18 protein-coding genes are annotated in these 19551 nt (G+C 41.5%); 3 read left to right on the top strand and 15 right to left on the bottom strand.

Features of this window, described 5'->3' with window-relative positions:
• Positions 1–674 (bottom strand): orotidine-5'-phosphate decarboxylase (gene pyrF / locus Q0C19_RS04085; RefSeq protein WP_295053036.1); only part of this gene is annotated, 674 nt, incomplete at its 3' end.
• A 168-nt stretch (positions 675–842) separates the two neighbouring features.
• On the opposite strand from pyrF, the gene Q0C19_RS04080 reads away from it, so the two are divergent.
• Complete coding sequence (locus Q0C19_RS04080) at positions 843–1409, top strand: YceI family protein (protein ID WP_295053033.1); 567 nt, start codon at positions 843–845, stop codon at positions 1407–1409.
• Here the strand turns inward: Q0C19_RS04080 and Q0C19_RS04075 are convergent, their stop codons facing one another.
• Together Q0C19_RS04075 and Q0C19_RS04070 are read right to left on the bottom strand one after the other, a co-directional pair.
• Positions 1410–1811, bottom strand: a complete 402-nt coding sequence (locus Q0C19_RS04075) for a hypothetical protein (protein ID WP_295053032.1) — start codon at positions 1809–1811, stop codon at positions 1410–1412. It abuts the gene before it with no gap.
• Positions 1812–4430, bottom strand: coding sequence for a valine--tRNA ligase (locus Q0C19_RS04070; RefSeq protein ID WP_295053030.1), 2619 nt, complete (start codon positions 4428–4430; stop codon positions 1812–1814).
• A 213-nt stretch (positions 4431–4643) separates the two neighbouring features.
• On the opposite strand from Q0C19_RS04070, the gene fliW reads away from it, so the two are divergent.
• Together fliW and Q0C19_RS04060 are read left to right on the top strand one after the other, a co-directional pair.
• The gene (fliW, locus tag Q0C19_RS04065; RefSeq protein ID WP_295053028.1) at positions 4644–5027 is read left to right on the top strand and encodes a flagellar assembly protein FliW; all 384 of its coding nucleotides are present in this window, start codon (positions 4644–4646) and stop codon (positions 5025–5027) included.
• Between the two features lie 35 nt (positions 5028–5062).
• Entirely contained in the window at positions 5063–7141 is a 2079-nt protein-coding gene (locus Q0C19_RS04060) for an ATP-dependent helicase (RefSeq protein ID WP_295053026.1), read from the top strand.
• A 12-nt stretch (positions 7142–7153) separates the two neighbouring features.
• Here Q0C19_RS04060 and Q0C19_RS04055 read toward each other — a convergent pair whose 3' ends face one another.
• From Q0C19_RS04055 to era, 12 genes are all read right to left on the bottom strand, one after another.
• Positions 7154–8401 (bottom strand): type II secretion system F family protein, encoded by a 1248-nt coding sequence (locus tag Q0C19_RS04055; RefSeq protein ID WP_295053024.1) that lies wholly within the window; start codon positions 8399–8401, stop codon positions 7154–7156.
• Positions 8398–10134, bottom strand: coding sequence for a GspE/PulE family protein (locus tag Q0C19_RS04050; protein WP_295053022.1), 1737 nt, complete (start codon positions 10132–10134; stop codon positions 8398–8400). Before Q0C19_RS04050 ends, Q0C19_RS04055 begins: the two co-directional genes overlap by 4 nt.
• A 14-nt stretch (positions 10135–10148) precedes the next feature.
• Positions 10149–10691 (bottom strand): hypothetical protein, encoded by a 543-nt coding sequence (locus Q0C19_RS04045; RefSeq protein ID WP_295053021.1) that lies wholly within the window; start codon positions 10689–10691, stop codon positions 10149–10151.
• Complete coding sequence (locus tag Q0C19_RS04040; protein ID WP_295053019.1) at positions 10688–11296, bottom strand: hypothetical protein; 609 nt, start codon at positions 11294–11296, stop codon at positions 10688–10690. The genes Q0C19_RS04045 and Q0C19_RS04040 overlap by 4 nt, the downstream gene beginning before the upstream one ends.
• A 109-nt stretch (positions 11297–11405) precedes the next feature.
• Entirely contained in the window at positions 11406–12215 is an 810-nt protein-coding gene (locus tag Q0C19_RS04035; protein WP_295053017.1) for an ATP-binding protein, read from the bottom strand.
• A gap of 3 nt (positions 12216–12218) precedes the next feature.
• On the bottom strand, positions 12219–13925 hold the full coding sequence (gene mshL, locus Q0C19_RS04030) for a pilus (MSHA type) biogenesis protein MshL (RefSeq protein WP_295053015.1): 1707 nt from the start codon (positions 13923–13925) through the stop codon (positions 12219–12221).
• 9 nt (positions 13926–13934) lie between these two features.
• The gene (locus tag Q0C19_RS04025; protein ID WP_295053013.1) at positions 13935–14405 is read right to left on the bottom strand and encodes a hypothetical protein; all 471 of its coding nucleotides are present in this window, start codon (positions 14403–14405) and stop codon (positions 13935–13937) included.
• Between the two features lie 29 nt (positions 14406–14434).
• Positions 14435–15070 (bottom strand): hypothetical protein, encoded by a 636-nt coding sequence (locus Q0C19_RS04020; RefSeq protein ID WP_295053011.1) that lies wholly within the window; start codon positions 15068–15070, stop codon positions 14435–14437.
• Positions 15067–16605: a hypothetical protein gene (locus Q0C19_RS04015; RefSeq protein WP_295053009.1), complete on the bottom strand. Its 1539-nt coding sequence runs from the start codon at positions 16603–16605 to the stop codon at positions 15067–15069. The genes Q0C19_RS04020 and Q0C19_RS04015 overlap by 4 nt, the downstream gene beginning before the upstream one ends.
• Before the next feature lie 8 nt (positions 16606–16613).
• Positions 16614–17906: a M99 family carboxypeptidase catalytic domain-containing protein gene (locus Q0C19_RS04010; RefSeq protein WP_295053007.1), complete on the bottom strand. Its 1293-nt coding sequence runs from the start codon at positions 17904–17906 to the stop codon at positions 16614–16616.
• Positions 17907–17909: 3 nt separating this feature from the next.
• Complete coding sequence (locus tag Q0C19_RS04005; RefSeq protein WP_295053006.1) at positions 17910–18863, bottom strand: L,D-transpeptidase family protein; 954 nt, start codon at positions 18861–18863, stop codon at positions 17910–17912.
• Positions 18857–19551, bottom strand: a 695-nt coding sequence (era, locus tag Q0C19_RS04000) for a GTPase Era (RefSeq protein ID WP_295053004.1), incomplete at its 5' end; no start/stop codon positions are given. The genes Q0C19_RS04005 and era, both read right to left, overlap by 7 nt.

Raw genomic sequence — 19551 nt, 5'->3', positions numbered from 1 at the left:
GCGAGGATTTTTTCAACCACTTCAGCAGGATTGGAGGCTTTGTAGATGGGGCGGCCGACAACGATAAAGTCAACTTTTTCATCCCGTGCGATTTCAATCGTAGCAACACGTTCTTGATCACCGGCATCTTCGCCGAAAGGACGGATTCCGGGAGTAAGAGTGACAAAGGTACCCGACGTGAGTGATTTGATCGATGAACTCTCATAGGCGCTGCATACGACTCCGTCCAATCCTGCTTCATAAGCATCTTTGGCAAATTGGTCGGCTTTGGTGGAGATGGTTTTTCCGTAAACGTGGCTGAATTCACCCTCTTCAAATGAGGTGAGGGCAGTAACGGCAAGGACGAGCGGGCGGTTTTCATACGCCTCGAGGCGTTTCATTACTTCATGCATTGCCTTGCGTCCTGCGGAGGCGTGGACATTGAACATATCGACACCCAGAGACATGATCGATTCAGCAGCATCGGCCATGGTATTTGGGATGTCATAGAGTTTAAGATCAAGAAAAATTTTAAATTCGGGATTGATTGTTTTGATTGCATCGATAAAAGGTTTACCGTCTCGGATATAGGAACGAAGACCCACTTTGAGCCAAATCGGGTACGCTTTCAGTTGCTCAACGAGGGCTAAATTTTCTTCCTGACTCGGTAGATCAAGTGCGACGCATAATTGCATGATAAGCCTTTGTATAATGATATAAAAGTATAACCAAGAGAAGTTTTGAAAGGGTTTAGAGGGATGCGCTGTTTTAAATATTAAAAAAATCGTCCATTTATATTAAATTAATAATCTATTGATAAAAATAGCTTACAATGTTCCCAGATTAACTCTAAAGGATTCTCGATGAAACAAAGTTTTTTTGCAACGGTTTTGTGCGGATTGTTGATGAGTGCGGGGGTTGCCTCGGCATCAATGTATAAAGTCGATCCTTCCCATTCGAACGTAGGGTTTAAAGTCAAGCATATGATGATCAGTACCGTAACCGGAAAGTTCGGAAATTTCTCAGGTACGTATGATTTGGAGAAAGGGCAGTTTAAAGCTCTCAGCGGTACGATCAAAACGGATTCCGTCGATACCGGTATTGCTAAGCGGGACGATCATTTGCGCAGTGCCGATTTTTTTGATGCGGCAAATTTCGGAGATATTACCTTCGTTATGAGCAGTGCGACGAAAACCAAGATGACAGGGAACCTTAGTATTCACGGTGTTACAAAAAAAGTGGTTCTTGCTATTGATTTGGGTGGAGTCGTCCAAGATCCGTGGGGAAATCAACGCTCAGGATTCGTATTGACCGGTTCGGTTAACCGAAAAGATTTCGGACTCAACTGGAACAAAGCGATTGAAGCGGGCGGGGTAGTCGTCGGTGATGAAGTGAAACTGGTTGTTGAAATCGAAGGAATCGAAGAATAATTAAAAGGTTTTGATAAACCCGTCCCGTTTGGGGCGGAATCCTCTCAAATCATCAATAGAAAGTCCCCTCTGTTTTCCCCACACTAAAATACTTTCGCATTTGTGTATTTTGGCATAATCGCCTAAATAATCGATCATTTCACTGCTTTTAGCCTCATACCCTTCGTAGACTGCAAAATCATCGATGATAAGATGGCGTCCCAAATCTAAATTTTCTCGTATACTCACTCCCGCGTAAATTTGTAACTCTCCCCGTTCATATGCACCGATAGGGCGGTAGTCTTTTGGGTATTGCGAAGTGATAAAAGCATCAAATTGATCGGCTGTAAGTTCCGGTCGAAGAGTTGTAAGGAGGGCAAATCCCTCAACAAGCTCGGATGCGGAGAGTTCCCGAAATTGCAATTAGTTTCCTAACGCGCTAAGTTGAGCGTCAATTTTAGAAATTTTATCTTCGGCATCGGCAAGTCCGTTACGATTTTCAGTAATAACAGCTTCGGGAGCATTGGCGACAAAACGCTCATTAGAGAGCATACCCTTGAGCTTATCCGCCTCTTTTTGGAGTTTTTCACGCTGTTTGGTAAGACGCTCTATAATCGGGCTTAGGTCGATGGCATCGGTCGGAAGATAGACTTCGACAGCATCCCCGATGTCGCTGATCGCATTGTCGATTTTAGAGTCGGTAAAGTGGAGGGTTTCCACTTTGGCCAAGCGCACGATAAACGGTTCCATCATGGCTTGATCGCCGCCGCATTTGAGGTAGGCGAGATCGATTTTCTGGTTCCCTAAATCAACGAGGGTTTTAGCACGGCGGATTGTGACGATGGCATCCATGATGATCGCAAATTCCGCTTCGATAGCTTCGTCGACCGTAACCTCTTCGGGGTATGGCATAACCATAATCGAATTACCCTCTTCGAGCGTCGTCCCTGAGAGTTCATGGTAGAGGTATTCGGTGATAAACGGCATGAACGGATGGAGGAGTTTCATTGACTCTTTGAAGATACTTCCCAGCTCGTTGACGCTCTCTTTGGACGCTTTGCCCAGCTCAATACCCCAGTCGCAGAATTCGTTCCACAAGAAGCGATAGAGTACCGTCGCCGCATCGTTAAAACGATATTCGTCCAAGAATGCTCTCGTCTCTGCCGTTGCACGATGGAAACGACTGAGCATATACCGTCCCAAAGGAGTCGTGATCTCTTGATCGGCTAAATCTTTAAATGTCGGTACATTCATTTGCAAGAATTTTGACGCATTGAAGAGTTTGTTGGTAAAGTTGCGGCTTTGCTCAAGCCGGTCGTTACTGAGACGGATATCACGTCCCTGAACGGCAAGGACGGCCAGCGTAAAGCGAAGCGCATCGGCACTGTACTTTTCGACCATATCGAGTGGGTCGATGACGTTCCCTTTGGATTTTGACATTTTTTGACCGTGTTCATCGCGTACCAATGCGTGAAGGTAGATGTGATTAAATGGCAGCTCACCCGTAAAACTCTCTCCCATCATCATCATACGGGCAACCCAGAAAAAGAGGATGTCAAATCCTGTGATAAGGAGGGTGTTTGGATAAAAGCGGGCCATGTCTTCGTTTTGGAAGAGCTGATCTTGTGCCGTATCCCCGTTGCCCCAACCGAGAGTCGAGAACGGCCAAAGGGCTGAACTGAACCATGTGTCAAGAACGTCAGGGTCTTGGGTGAAGGTTTTGCTCGCACAATGGGGACAGCTCTCAGGATGTTCTTCAAGACTTGCCCATTCATGGCCGCAATCACCGCAATAAAATACAGGGATGCGATGTCCCCACCAAAGCTGACGGGAGATACACCAGTCGCGTAGCTCGCCCATCCATGAATTGTAGCTGTTGATCCAATGCGGCGGGAAAAACTGGGTCAGCCCGTCATTGGTCTTATCGATGGAACCGCGGGCTACCTCTTTGCGGACAAACCACTGTTTCGAGATGTACGGCTCTACGATATTTTTACAACGGTAACAATGCCCCACTTGGTGGGTATGCTCTTCGATTTTCTCGATAAATCCTGATTCTTCGAGACGTTTGACGATTACCGCGCGTGCTTCGAGACGCTCTAGCCCCTCAAACTCTCCGGCATGGTGATTCAATATCCCTTTTTCATCAAATACGGTGATGAATTCGAGATCGTGGCGTTTGCCCACTTCGTAGTCGTTTGTATCATGGGCTGGGGTGACTTTAACAACACCCGTCCCGAAATCACGATCAACATGGCTATCGGCAATGATTTTGATATCGCGCTTGATGAGCGGTAAGGTAACACTTTTACCGATGAGATGAAGATAGCGCTCATCATCAGGATGTACCATGATCGCGGTATCGCCGAAATAAGTTTCTGGACGAGTCGTCGCAACGACGATATGACCGCTGCCGTCACTGAATTGGTAGCGCATATGGTAGAAATTTCCCTGATGCTCTTCGTGTTCCACTTCGATGTCGCTCAAAGCACCGTCATGGGTACACCAGTTAACCATATAGTTACCGCGTACGATGAGGTTTTGATTGTAGAGGTGAACAAATGCCTCTTTAACGGAAGATTTTAGCCCCTCATCCATCGTAAAGCGTTCGCGGCTCCATGCAGGAGAAACACCGAGTTTACGGAGTTGTCCAACCATTATTCCGCCGCTCTCCTCTTTCCATTCCCAAACCCGCGCTAAAAAGGCTTCGCGTCCAAGTTCTTCTTTGGTTTTCCCCTCAGCAAGGAGCTGTTTTTCGACGACATTTTGGGTAGCAATTCCCGCATGGTCGGTTCCCGGCTGCCATAGTGTCATGTACCCATCCATCCGTTTGTAACGAACGATGATATCTTGGAGGGTAAAAGTGAGGGAATGTCCGATATGAAGTCGACCGGTAACATTCGGCGGAGGCATCATAATGGCGAAATGTTTATCCGGTTTTGCAATGGCTTGATTCCCGTCGATCTCAAAATAGCCTCGCTTTTCCCAAATAGGGTAGTAGGTTTCTTCAATATTTTTTGGATCGTAGTGGGTAGCGGACATAAATAGGCCTTGATTGGAAAATATGGGCGAATTATATCAAATTTTTGAGGAACGGTAATTGCTTAAATCACTGATGCTTAATGTTTTGCAGTGAATACGGAAAGTTATTTAGTCTGAAATAACAAAATGTAATAAAAAAATGTTATTTATCATAATTGTGTGGTAGAATAATTTTGCTAAAAAAGCAGAACCATCTTGAAAAAAGGATAAAAAATGCAATACGAAGTTAAGTCAACGATATTAGGATTTGATCAAGTAACCAAGGTAGAGTTAAACGAAATCGATGAGATGTTTGCCACTCTTAAAAGTTGTGACGGAAGCAATATTAGTTTTACAATCGTGAACCCGTATTTACTGCGTGAGTACTCTTTTGATCTACCTACCTCGATTCGAGTTTTACTCGACATTAACGAAGATTCAAACGTAGTGGTATATAATATCGCAGTTATTCAAGATCCGCTCGATGAATCGTGTATCAACTTCCTAGCTCCGCTTATTTTTAATCAAGACAACGCGACTATGGCACAAGCGGTATTAGATGTGAAAAATCACCCCGGTCTCGGTCTAGCCGAACCGATTAAAAAATTTAAATCATAGTTTAGCTCCTACGTTAAGGGGCTTTAAGGAGCCTCTTGCCTCTCTCGCGTCTCAACGATCAGCAATATACTGCCGCAACTGCCCCTTATGGACATAATCTTATTATCGCTTCGGCAGGTACGGGAAAAACCTCTACGATAGTGGGGCGCATCGCCTATCTGATCTCCCAAAAGGTTAAACCCGAAGAGATATTGCTTCTGACGTTTACCAATAAAGCTGCTGCAGAGATGGTAGAGCGGGTAGCGGCCTTTTTCGGTCGTGAGATTGCTTCGAAGATCGATGCGGGGACGTTTCATGCGGTAAGCTACCGATGGCTTAAACGCAAAGAGGGGAAAGTGGTTCTCAAACAGCCGCGTGAACTTAAAACCCTTTTTCGAAGCGTCTATGAGAAACGAACCTTCAGCCACATTGACTGCGCGACTTCGGCCTATGGTGCCAATTATCTTTATGATGTCTATTCGTTTTATCAAAATACTGAGATGAATGTCAATTTTGAAGAGTGGATTCTGACCCGTCAGGATGAACATGCGGTGTATGCGGCCATCTATGCCGATATTATCGATGAGTTCGAAGCGTTGAAAAAAGAGTACGGCTTTGTCAATTTCAATGACTTACTGCTTCATATGCGTGCTTTGGCATTGGAGAGCGATTTGGGGTACAAAGAGGTATTGATCGACGAGTACCAAGATACGAATGCTCTGCAGGGGACACTGATCAACGCTATGCGTCCCCCATCGCTCTTTTGTGTCGGAGATTATGATCAGAGTATCTATGCCTTTAACGGTGCCGATATCTCTATCATCGGTTCGTTTACGACCAATTTTCCCGATGCCGAGGTCTATACCCTCAACAAAAATTACCGTTCTACGATACCGATCCTCTCGCTTGCCAACACGGTTATCGCCTACAATGAGCGAATCTATCCCAAAGCCCTTGAAGTAACGCGCGACCACGAGGCGCAAAGCCCCGCATTGCTTATTTATGATGAGCTGTTTGATCAGTATCACGGGATTGCCCAAAAAATCGGGGATTCCTCTACCAATCGTGAAGAGATCGCGGTCATTTTTCGGAACAACGCTTCGGCGGATGGGATAGAAGCGACGTTGCGTGAAATGGGGATACCGTGCCGTCGTCGAGGCGGAACCAGCTTTTTTGATTCCAAAGAGATCAAAGCCCTTTTGGATATGTATACATTGTTGGTTAATGAGTCGGATATGATGGCATTTATCCATCTCTTTGATTACGCCAAAGGGGTAGGGAGTGCCATCGCCAAAGAGCTTTTCGTTGCCTTGCAAAAACTGGGGAACGGCTCTTTTGTCCGAGGATTGTATTCTCCTGATTCGCAGATATCCAATCCGTTTGAAAAACGGCGATTGAACCATCAGTTGGGACTCTTTGATGATTATGCGGAGCTGGGGAGTGCAGGAAGATTTGCAAAACTGGGATTTGATCCCAATTTTATGGGTAACCCGATTTTAAAACACGCGAAGCTCTCCAAAGATTCGGCCACTTTTTTACACGATCTGTTTACCCTTTTTCGTCAATTACGGGATATTAAAGAGCCAAAAGCCGCGGTTCAAAAAATAGCTCTCTCAAGCTTGTACGGACATGTTATTGAGCACTTGTCCCATCGTCGTGCCATGACGGAGAACGGTTCGATCGATGAGAAGGCAAAGTCTGAATCACAAGAGAGAATCCGTCGAAAATGTACGATTTTATTCGAACTTTCCCGTCCCTACAAAGATCATGAGCGTTTTTTAAATGCAATGGTGTTAGGGTCTCAGGATTTGACGCAAGGAGAAGGGGTACATCTGCTGAGTATCCATGCCTCAAAAGGGTTGGAATATCAAGAAGTTTATGTAATCGATTTGATGGACGGTCGGTTTCCGAATCGTAAACTGATGAGCCGAAGCGGAAGTATCGAAGAAGAGAGACGGCTCTTTTATGTCTCTGTGACGCGGGCAAAAGACCGCCTTTTTTTGAGCTATGCGAAGTATGACAAAATCAAAAAAACCAATTTCGTCCCCTCCCAATTTTTATTTGAGGCAGGATTAATACCTAAAGATGAAATGTATGCGGCTTTAGTTGCGAAGTGTTCAAGTGAAGAGGCTTAAAAAAACCTCTTTTTAGCGGCGCCCTTGTACGGCATTCCCCATTTCCCACATCGGTAAGAAAATACCCAATGCCAGCAAGACAACCATGCAGGCAATCAACAAAAGCATAATAGGTTCAACCGCTTCAGAGAGGCCGTCAATGATCGCGTCGAACTTCATTTTATAATACTCCATCACCTTTTGCAGCATGGCATCAAGCTGGCCACTCGATTCTCCGGCAGAGATCATCTGAATAATCATATTTTCAAAAAGTTTTGTTTCTGCCAATCCGTTATTAAGAGATCCCCCCTTTTCCACGGTTTGGCGTACGGTTAAAAGTTTTTCTTGCAAAGGGAGCGAATCGATCATCGCAATGGAGGTTTCCAATGCTTCCGCTATCGGAATTCCGGCACGAACCAGCTCAGAGAATACCAAGGTAAAACGGTTCAACGTAGCATACATGATGATGTTTTTAATAAGATAGGTTTTGAGTAAAAATTGGTGCCATTTATACCTAAATTCACGATTATGATTGAGCATGTATCGAAAAGTAAAAATAAAAATAAAAATACCGGCTAACACATATATGCCATACGTATTAAATAAATGTTCTAAAAATAGAAGAATTTTTGTTGGCAGCGGGAGCTCTGCCCCAAGTTGCTCAAAAATGGTTTTGAATTGAGGAACAACATAGGAGATAAGGACGGTAAAAGCGATTGCCATCGCGATCATGACGTTTCGGGGATAGGCCATCGCTTTTTTAAATTTGATGATATTGCGACGAATCTCTTCGAGCATATCCGCAAGTTTATGAAGGGATTCAGCCATATTTCCCGTTTTTTCACCCAGTTCAATCATTGCTAATGAGAGATTTCCGAGTTCGTAACTAAAATTATGGGCTGATTGAGAGAGGCTGCGCCCCGCATTAATATCTTCGGCCATTGTCCCTAAAACGGTTTGCAATGTTTTATCGGTTGTGGCATCGGCAATTTCTCGGAGCGAATCGTGGATTGATATTCCGGCATTGGCCATAACGGCGAGTTGTCGAATGGATGCGATTAGAGAGTCTTGTTTGAGTTTCTTTTTTCGAATATTGCTAAAAAGAGACTCTTTAAAACGTCGTAACTGATCTTCAAGAGGGGGCGAGGCTTCGATGACTTTTAAAACCATCCCTGAATATTTTATTTTTGCTAAATAGTGGGCTTCTTTTTTAGTTTCGGCATAAAAACCTTGATCACTCTTTTTTCCTTTGGTGAGGACAGTCGCTATAAAATACTTCATCCTTTGGCCACCCTTAAAATCTCATCTAACGTTGTTATCCCGTGGACAGCTTTGGCCATCCCGTTTTCAAACATTCCGACAAATCCTTCCCGTTTTGCTTCTTTTAAAAGATCGTCTTTTGAAGCACTTCGGGCAATCATACTGGAGAGTTCTTCCGTAATCGGGAGAACTTCACAAATCATTTCCCGTCCCATGTATCCTGATCCGTTGCACTCTTTGCATCCGGCTCCTTCATAGAAAACCGTATGCGGAGGAATGAGGGAACTGTATTCTTGCAGTAATGTTTGGGGAATATCGACCTCTTTTTTACAATGGGTGCAAATTCTCCGTACGAGCCGTTGTGCCTGTATTGCAACCAGGGCTCCGCTGATAAGATAAGGTTCGATTCCCATATCCGACATGCGGGGAATGGCGCTGATAGCATCATTAGTGTGTAGGGTTGAAATAACCAAGTGACCGGTAAGCGCGGCTTTAATCGCAATTTCGAGTGTTTCATGGTCACGAATTTCCCCGATCATAATTTTATCGGGGTCTTGACGGAGAATGGAGCGAAGTGCATCGGCAAAAGAGAGTCCGACTTTCGGATTGACTTGCACCTGTTGAATCAGATTCATACGATACTCAACCGGATCTTCAACGGTAATCACTTTGTCTTCGACGTTACGAAGTTCATTAAGCGCACCGTAAAGAGTCGTTGTTTTACCGCTTCCGGTAGGGCCGGTAACCAGAATGATTCCAAAAGGGGATTGAAGCCCTTTGATTAATTTTTTGTAACTTTCCGAATCCATTCCGGAATCTTCGAGTTTGACCAGCGCTTTGGTTTTGTCCAATATACGCATAACAATGGACTCTCCGTAAATAATGGGGAGAGTCGAGAGTCGGAAATCAAATTCTGCATCCATGACTATGGCTGAGAAACGGCCATCTTGCGGTTTGCGGCGTTCGGCAATATCCAAATTGGCTAAAAGTTTGATACGTGATGCTAACGGAGGATAAATATCTCGGTCAAAAATAAATACTTCCGTTAACTTACCGTCAATTCTTCCGCGTACAACACAGTTTCTCTCCGTAGGCTCGATATGTATATCGCTGGCACGCCCTTTAATACATGCTTTGAGGATAACATCAATAAGCTGTAATATGGAAGAAGCCTCTTGTTGTTCTTCGATGGTTCCGATGTTACGCAGTTCGTTACGGATATTGGTGACGAGTTCTTTAACACTGTCTTTGAGTTCCATTTTGAACAAATAGGCTTGAATCTGTTTTTCGGTGGCAACAGCGATTTTGAGTGATTTTCGAGGAAAAAGACGCTGTATAGATTCTTGTGCTTCAAGATTAAGAGGATCAGCGAAGGCAACGACGACATACATATCATCTTGTGAGATAGGGAGGGCATTGTAGCGTTTAAGCTGTGTTGTCGGTATTTTTTCTATAAGGCGATAATCCATATCAATGGAGTCTAGATCCATAAAAGGAGCTTCAATAACTTCGGCAAGATGGATTAATATCGAGGCTTCATCTAAAAAATGATAGTTTTTGATAATGGAAAGTTCGTAGCGTCCCAGACGAATCTGTTCAACGATAAAACGCTTGATAAAATTAAGGGATATGGCACCTACTTTGGTGAGAGTTTCCAAAATAGTATCATCTTGAACCCCTCTGGAGGTAAGGCGATCAATTTGTTGTTGAGAGATATGGCGCTTTTCTAATAAATCATGGGTGATGCGGTCCATACTCTTTGTCCTTTTTAATATACGTGGTGAAGGGTCAATATTTTATCATAGTATTCATCTATAGCGATGCTTTTGCGTCCATTAAATACGGTAGTGTAGAGTTTATAGCTTAAACGGATATTTGAGGGGTCGGTATACTCTTTAATCGATTGACCTTGCTGTGGATCTTTGAGATAAAAATCAAATATTTTAGAGAGTACGTATTCGCTGGTGGGAAATTTGAGATTTTTAATCGGCTTGTTATCGTATAAAGCTTGTATAAGAAGCTTTTTTTGTATCAAGATTAGAGAAAAATAAGAAGCATTGGCACGAGATTCTTTGGATTGATTAAGTACCGTTATCGGAATAGATAAACGATCGATCACATCCGCTTTAAGACATGAGAAAGCATACAAAGATACATAGGCCTCATCATCTTTAAAATAGGTAAACCCTTTAAGCCCAAGGTTGCAGGCGCTAAGATATTCACCTTGCTGATACAGAGTAAATAGTTTTTGTTTATTGTCTGCCGCTAGCGGCAGTACGAACAAAAGAGCTGCAAAAAGTAGATATTTCATTTAAATGTCCCCTGCTCAATCGACTCGAGCAATGAACGTGCGGCATCGGAGTTTGATTCCGAAATATAAAGCTGCAACGTTTTTTTAGCTTGCTCCACCCTGCCGAGTTTAACTAACGATTTTGAAAAAATAATCCAGCTCTCATCAATTTTATTATTGATACTATTGGTTTTGAGTGCAAAATTATAGGCGTCACTGTAGTTGCCGTGATCGTAATGGTACCTGGCTATGAATAACCCGAGATTAGAGTTCGATGTCTCTTTAAAACGGCGCTCAATGCTATCAATATCAAGCTTTGAATCATTGCGATTGAGGGAAATAGTTTTATCGCTTGATAAAGATGGGGAGGATGCAGGAATTTTAAGGGTAGAGGAATCAGGGACGTTTAAGACTTTTGGGACGGGAATTGATTCTCGTGGGGATTGAACACTCTTTGGAATAATAGCCGCAGGTGTTACGGTTAGAGGTGTTGAGGTTTGAAAGGATTGAAGGAATTCCATAGAAGGTTCGAGAATATTGGAAGATTCTTTATTCGCCATTTTTGCATCGGAGGATTTTTGGTTTTCAGATGAAACAATTTGTTCTGTTTTATCTGAATCTTTCATCTTGGGAGTGATTACGATGAGAACCAAAAAAAATACGAACAGTCCAATAATATAAGGTGCGTATGATTTTACTTTATATTTAAACCAGCGGCGCTCTAATTTGTGGATATCAAGCACGGATGAGTCCTGTATGAATTGCTGCCATTTCAATCCATTTTGATTTGAGAGCATTATATTTAATGAGGGCAGAATGGTTTTCTTCGTACCAGCAATAAAGGGTAAAAAGAGAGAATAATAATTTATTCGTTTCCCGGTAGTTCCCTTTTGTCAGGGCCGTGATCAATTTCATATTTTTGTCGTTGAACATATTGGCAACATCAAAACAGTTAGCTTTGAGCAATTTTTTTTGTATGTACACTTTGAGCTCTTCCGCGGTAGCGTTCTGAAGTTCAATGCTTTCCCAAATCCGTGTTTGGAAATGCTCTTTTGCAATAACATCTTCTTTATCGGTTTTGTGAAGGGTAATGACAAACTTAATGGCGCGTGCATCGGAAATAAGACGAATTTTTTCCATGAGCGAAGAGCTGTAGAGCTGTGCTTCATCCAGAAGGACGATGGGGACTTCAGGATATGAAACCGCTTCGGCAATCTCCAAAAATCGGGTGAGGGTCATCACTTCTCGCGGAGAGTGACCGAAAATCCTTTGTGCTAAGACACGGAGAAAGTCATCTTCGTCAACAATAGGAATGTCAAACATCAATACTTTTTGATGTTTGGAGAGGTCATGGTGAAGTTTATGTAATAACATACTTTTCCCCGTCCCGGGTTTGCCAAACAAAAGAATCATTTTCAGGGGTTTTTGTACAGAGTTTTTGAGCGATTGATACATATGAGAGACACTGTCAATTTGGACATAGTCTTTGGCATTGACAACGTCCAAAAACAGATCCCGCGGTTTCGAGAAAAGAGAATTCTCCATCCGTTATTTGATATCCTCTTTTAGTTCGCTTACTTCTACTTGTTGTTTTTTTGCCAGTTCAGTTTTTTCAATAGTCTCTTTTTCAATAGCTGTTCCGATATGGGTATAGCCTAAATCCGATATTTTCAAATTAGAACCATCTTTTTTTACAATATGGGGTTCAATGACAAGTACCATTTCTTCGGTTTTTTTGGTAACACCTTCATGTTTGAATAACCAACCGAGACCGGGAATATCACCTAAGAGGGGAACTTTATTGGAAGATATGTCATTTTTAGTATTGATGAGTCCACCCATAATAATAGTACTTCCATCTTTTACGGTAACAACGGATGAAATTTGGCGGCGACTTAAATCCGGCGGCATAGAACGTGTCGAATTATCGGTGGAAAGTTGGCTTGCAACATCCGAAATTGAAGGGTTAATACGGAGGGTAATACTGCCGTCATTCGAAATTTCAGGGGTAATATCGAGCAATACTCCTGAAAAAACGGAACTCACAACTTCTTCTTGCGTTGTTGTCCCTGTAGAACCACCTGCCAGGGTGGATGAACTTTTGGTTTTATAGAACAGTTCCGTTCCTGACGTAATGAGAGCCGGTTGATTATTCAGGGTTAATATTTTAGGATTAGAGATAGCATATACATCCCCCTGCGTTTTTAAAAACTTCAATACTTCTCCCAGATGCCCTTTGGCTCCTATCTGAAAAATACTCATATCACTGTTAGATAGTCCGGTAACGGCTGTAATAGGAGAAATGATGTTACTGCTACTACCACTGCCACTACTAGAGCTTGATCCTGTAAACGTTGAAATGTTATGGGTATTATATTGGTTAAAGCCGAGATCAATATTCTGCAGTGCATACAGCTGTGACCAATCGATACCGGTCGTACTGCCATCAGAAAAAACGACGCTGTACATTTTAACGTCAATCATCACTTGGGTCTGCATTTTTTTCTGCAAATCTTCGATGTATTTGTCCAGACGCTGTATTTGTTTTCCCGTCGCTGTAACGGTAATCAATCCGGCTGCTTTGTTGATATACACGTTATGAATATCATCAGTGTTTTGTACACTTTTATCTTTACTGTCTGTTGCCAAAGAAGGTTGCTTTTGTCGGTAATCATCTTCCGGGCGGCTGAGGATATTTTTAATCTCTGAGTCTAACTCATTCCAAAATTTGACTTCATCTTTTGAGGAGATATTGGTTCCCGATTCCGAAGACGTACCGGTTCCTGAGGAGCTTTGTGTTCCTCCTGCTGATGGCGTTTGTCCTGCAGTACTTCCCGTATTGGAACTTAAGCGTATATTGGTGCTTCCTTCACCTTTGCGCTCTCCGATAATGTAGTCGAGTTGATAGGTTTTAGTGGTAAGATAAGAAACTTTCAGGACATTGTTTTGCAACGTATATTGGAGATTGTTCTCTTTAATGATTAAATCGAGTACTTCATTAATGGTTAAATTTTTCAAAAAAGTTTTGTTCATCGGTTTTTTCAGAATTTCTTCGGCCTGTTCATCGGTCACCACGATACTCATTCCGCACTCTTCGCTCAGTTGGTCGACAAAATCACCGACACTGGTCCCTTTGACGGAAGAGATATTGAAAAGTTCATAGGTACAATCTGCCTGCAACGCAGGGGATAGCAGGGCAGCTGTCGCAACGGATAACATAAACGCTCGTGCATGGTGTTTAATTACAGATGTCATGATACTTTCCTATTTAGTGATGATTTTAATATTATTATTTTGTTTCGTTAAAAACAAAATTAGTTTTTGATCTTTTTTTCCGGCTAATAAAACAGAATTCGATTTGATCTCAGCGAGAGTGAAATTACGGACACTTTCACCTATTTTGTACCATTTACCGCTTATGAGAACGGATTTATTCATTATGGCAAGAAGTCGCAGCGGTTCTTCTATGACTTTCGGCTGAGTCAATATTCCCATGCTGCTTCCCAATTTAGGCGGAGCAAGAAGATTGGAACCTGGTTTTACAATAGGAGTTGGTTTTTTCATTTTCATCGGATCATGCAGGGAGTTGATGAATCCTTCCGGTATACCGACCCTTGCCGGAAGAATAGCACGTATCTGCTCATCTACCCATGCTAACTCTTTATCTTCGTTTGGCTGTGTAACGACTGTCACGCTCGGAGAAATGCTCTGTATGGCAGCATGAAGTGACATCATACTTAAAAACCCTATAAACAAATGCTTTTTCATTGTCTTACGATCCCCCATACTGAGATATTGAGATCCCCTTTAAGTTTTTCATCGGCAACGATATGGAGGTTATGCAAATCAACGACAAGATAACTTTGTTCAAGCGCATTAATAAACTTCAAAGTATTTTTATAGGGTCCTTCGGATGAAATAGTGATATCCAAAACATGTCCGAATGAACTATTGTCGGTTTGCAGTTTATTGCCGAATTTGGTTAATTTCACTTTATAATCACGTGCATATCGGGAAATAGAATCAAGATATGATCCCCAAACCTTTTCATCATAATATAAAGAAGAAACTTGTTCCAGCTGTTCTTTAATATAGGTATTATATTGGATATAAAGAGTATGCTGACGCTCAATTTCGACAGTTTCCTGCTCAATTTGAGTAATTTTTTCAGGAGGATTGGCGGAGAGGTACAGTTTGTCCCTATTCAGATCGGTTTCAACCTTGAGTGCTTTTTCATGAGAAACTTTGAAACTTGCTTCAGAACTTTCCCAGAGCAACAAATAGGAAAAAGCAAATAAAGAGGCAAAAATAATAATAAACAGCATCATTTTGTCACGATCGCTTTTCGTCGATAATGATTGATCTAACGTATAAAGGTAGTTTTCAATTTGGAATTTCATTTGATAACCGCCTTAAGTTCACTAAGGAAAGCTTTTTGATCTTCATTGTACGAAATAAGTTCTAGATGAAAATCGTACTGGTTCCGTTGAATATCGGTCAGATGTTTGAGAAGGGCTGTAATGTCTTGTGTGCTGGATGAGGTTAGCCCAAAGGTAAATGTTTTGGTATCATTGATATCTTCTGCATACGAAACGGTCTGCAGTTGTACCCGATATTGATTGAAACTTCGGGTAAAATCGGCCATGATCTTAGCTTTCATCGGATAATTTACTTTTTTATCATGTATTTTGACTAATGTATCCTGTTTTTGTTTGTACGCATTCTTTTGCTCATCCAATAATACTTGCGCCGCTTTTTTGTTAGCCAATTTAAGGTTGACGATAGATTCCCGATTTATTTTTTCACTATGCACTTGCTCATATTCTTTCGTTAACATGGCATGGCGAAACTCTTCAATGTATGAGAGCCCCCAGTATACGCTTGGGTACAGAAGCGCTGCTGCTAAAGATGCGGCACCGACAAGAATCAGTTTACCGCTATCACGTTTGGCGAAAGGGGGAGGGCGATGAAATATTGTAAAGTTACACTCATACCGTTCATTTTTTTCGAGTTGTCCATAAAGATGCATCAGTTGATGAATTTGGTCCACTTTTTGGCCATTGGTATTAAAGCCGTAGTTGAAATCAAAAGGGGTCGCTTTTAGTCCTAAATAGGTCTGCGCATATTCATCCAATCCAAGAACTTTTCCCGAGCTTGTACCGATGTAAATTTCATCAAATTTTTTGATTTCATAAGCTCTTTTGGCATAAGTAATAACATCGCTGATATGGAGAAAAATTTCACCGAAAAGTTTAATGAGGTTTTTTTGATAATTTGGATTTGATGTGTTTAATCCCTCTTCTGAAAGCATTTTTTCAAAGGCAAAGAGGTCGATTTGTTCACCTAAAAGTTCACAAAAACGTTCATGCATTTGTTTAAGCGAAAATTTTAGCGATTTGGCATATATAAATTCTTGTTCGTTATAGATAGTAAAAAATGCGTCGTTTTCTTGGAAATAGATAAAACAGTGTACATCGGAGGAGTCAATCAGCTCTTTTACATAGAGGGATTTGAGCAATAAAGGAACAGGGACGATTTGATCAATGTATTTGATCGTCTCAACAACTTTTGCAAAATCTTGTTCAAGGGTTAATGGGTCAACAACAAAGACATGAAAGAAGCGATCTCCCTCTGTACTTTTATGAACGGCTTCAATGTATTTGATCTGGTACTCAACAGCCATATCCAGCGCAAGTTCTTCGTAAACTTTATTTTCTAATACATCGTATACATCGGTTTCGGGGATATTTTTACTGATTCCGATAAGAGTTGAGATAAATCCTTTTGTATTTACAAAAGAGATAGTGTATTGCTCTTTTGAAAAAGATGGAGAAAGGGTACTGGTTATTGTATTGAGCGAACCACCATAATAATCACCTTTATAAGGATTTGCCGATACGATGGTTGAATAGGTCTGTTGTTTACTTTTATTCATCCTCTATCCTAATTAAAATGTACAAGAACCATTCCGCAAAAGCGGTTTTGCTGGTAAAACTCTATCCGATAACTCTTATTAGAAGTGTCGATAGAGTATTTTGAATCCAAATCGTTTAATTCTACCGATACGTTGCTTTCATCCTTTATCCCTTTTTGGGTAAAGCCGATGATATTAACGCGCATATTAGAATCGTTGTTAACTACCTTAAAATCGGCAGTTGCAAAAAAATGTGTAGCAAACGGCATATAGTTTCTTTTTCCGTCCACTATAACACAAACGGGTTCAGAACAAACCTCTTTTGGATGATAACTCGGAATGAGAGTACTTATTTTCTGGTTACCGATAAAAAGGTCATACTGCTCTTTATTTTTTTGAATACTCCCTAATGGATGGGCAAACTTAAACTCATTGCTGTCTGATTGTAGCGGAATAAAACTTAAACTGTTTTTTAAATCCTGTAAATCCAAATAAATATTATTATTAATTGTTAAGTATTTATTATTCTTAAGTAATTGTTGTATCGAATCGAGATTTAAATCAAAAGAGCGCTCAAATTCTATTCCCATGAGTCGCATATAGCATTCAATCGCCCGAAGTTGATAAAAAACTTTATGATGCAAAGTCGGTAAATTTTTACTGGTTTCAATGGCAAATGCCGGCTTGTCATGGGAAACGGCAAAATAGGTTAGCGAATGTCTCATCGCTTCATCGTCGAAGCGGGTATTGGTATTGCGTACATCAAATAGATGATGATCCTCTATTAAACCGTTATTCATTTCAATGCTCACTTTGGAAGCAATGGCATTTAAATTTCCGTACGGGTGCTCGGTATTAAGCGCGCCTTGATCAATGACGCAAGTTTGTCCCCATGCATTAGGATTGAAAATAGTATTAAGGTGCTCTTTTCGATAAAAACCGTGACCGTCGTGTAGATTTAAAATGAGTCCGACTTGTTTTTCCGTCATGATTTTTTGAATCTCTTGTACCGTTTGAAAATCGGCATCTTGCGGGTCAATATCGGAGAACTTTCGATTCATATCTCCGTTAATTCCTCGGCTGTTTTGTTGGATACTGGGGCGATTGAGATCAGGAACAACCCAAAGATTCCCCCGTTTTATTTGATAATACTGCGATAATAGTGCTGCAGCGAAATAGCTGCCGGGTTCATTGCCGTGAATTCCGCCAATGACCAGTAATGTCGGAGAATTTAAAGTATCTGTTTCTTTCTTAATAAGGGAAAATGGGGCGCAATACAGAGACGGAATAAGAAAAAACGGGAGAAGAAAAGAAAAACGCATGGGCTATTCTTCCGTCAGAATCGAGATCGATTGATTGGCATTCAATCGGACCAAAAGTGATTTTTCTCCTTCAAATTTATGACTGTCACTCACGTAGAGCTGATTAAAAGTTACCCAAAAAAGGTTGCGCTTTTCACCGGGATAAGGGATAATATTTAGATGGTCCAACGCGATCGTTTTGGTTTCGCTTTTACTGAATATCCGTTCTTTGTAGGCTTTAAATTGTGCAAAGCTCATCCCGTCAAATCGTTTAAAAGATGAGTCATAGGCAGATAAATAGGCATCAAGATCATTATAGGTCCATGCATATTTCCATTGATACAATCCGGCTAATATCGCTGAATATGCAGAGGGTTCAATCCCTTGTTTTAAAGATGAATCGATTATTAAAAGCGTATTGGACGGATTGATCGTTTGATCGAGTTGGATGAGATCATTGTTGTTGATCGCAATGCACCCTTTGGTAAATGGATCACGTGTTCCGCTCAACGGGACACCGTGAACCCAGATTCCTGCCCCATTTTTACCTCGGATACGATCATATAAGTTAGGATAAGAGGTGACAAAGGCCATTGGTCCGTAAAATGGATCAACCCGTCTTTTTTTCTCAATTAAAGTATAAATACCGACCGGTGTTTTAAGATCTCCGGCAACACTTTTATCCCCGGCGTTTTTACCGGTAAAAGCACTGTAGCGTTTTTTAAGCGAAAACCGTTTTTGAGCATCCGGCGTGTAAAGCTCCAATACCCCTTTTTCTTTACTGCATGCCAGAAGAGAAAATGTCCGCTCAAAATATCCGAAACGGAGATCTTTGTTAAAAAGAGATCCTGTCCAATAGGTGGGAGTGTTCATTTGCCGATCGAGTAATTTTTTTCCTCCACTTTTATAGAGCGTAAGAACATCCGATGAGAAAAGTGTCGTCATCGACAGTAATGAAATGAGAAGTATTTTTACCATTCGTATCCTAAGTCGCTAAGAAATTTTTTATCGGTCGTCCACCCTTTTTTGACCGAGACAAACAGTTCCAGATAAACCGGTTTTGAGGCTAAACGTTCAATTTTCTCACGTGCATTTTGACCGATTCGTTTGATGGCTGCACCACCCTTGCCGATAATAATACCTTTTTGAGAATCTTTTTCGACAATGATCGTTGCGCGGATATGCTCAACAGGGGCATCTTCATCAATTTTATCGATAATAACATCCGACTCATAGGGGATTTCATCGCTGATGTTATCGAAAATGGCTTCACGTATAAATTCTTTATAGATGGTACGTACCATTTCGGTCGTAATATTTTCAGGATCATACAGATACGGGGACTCATCAAGATGTTTGACAATGGTATCGAGTAGATCTTTTTTCCCGACGTTTTTATTGACGGACATTGGAATGAGTGCAAGGAAATGGTCACTGAATCGGTTATACTCACCGATTTTTTTAAGTAAATCGGCTTGCGAAATTTGATCGATCTTACTCAAAACAATGATATGTTTGCGTTTATCGGAATTAATTTCCAAAAACTTCTCATAATGGATGGTTTTATCGGATGCGGGGGCAAGATAAACCACAACATCACAGTCTCCGATGGCTTTAAGAGCTTCTTCAAGCATGTATTGGTTTAGAAGCTTTTCGGCCTGATGGA

It is taken from the genome of Sulfuricurvum sp., from assembly GCF_023250475.1.
Classification (GTDB): Bacteria; Campylobacterota; Campylobacteria; order Campylobacterales; family Sulfurimonadaceae; genus Sulfuricurvum.
This window is presented reverse-complemented; position numbering and strand designations above follow the sequence as displayed.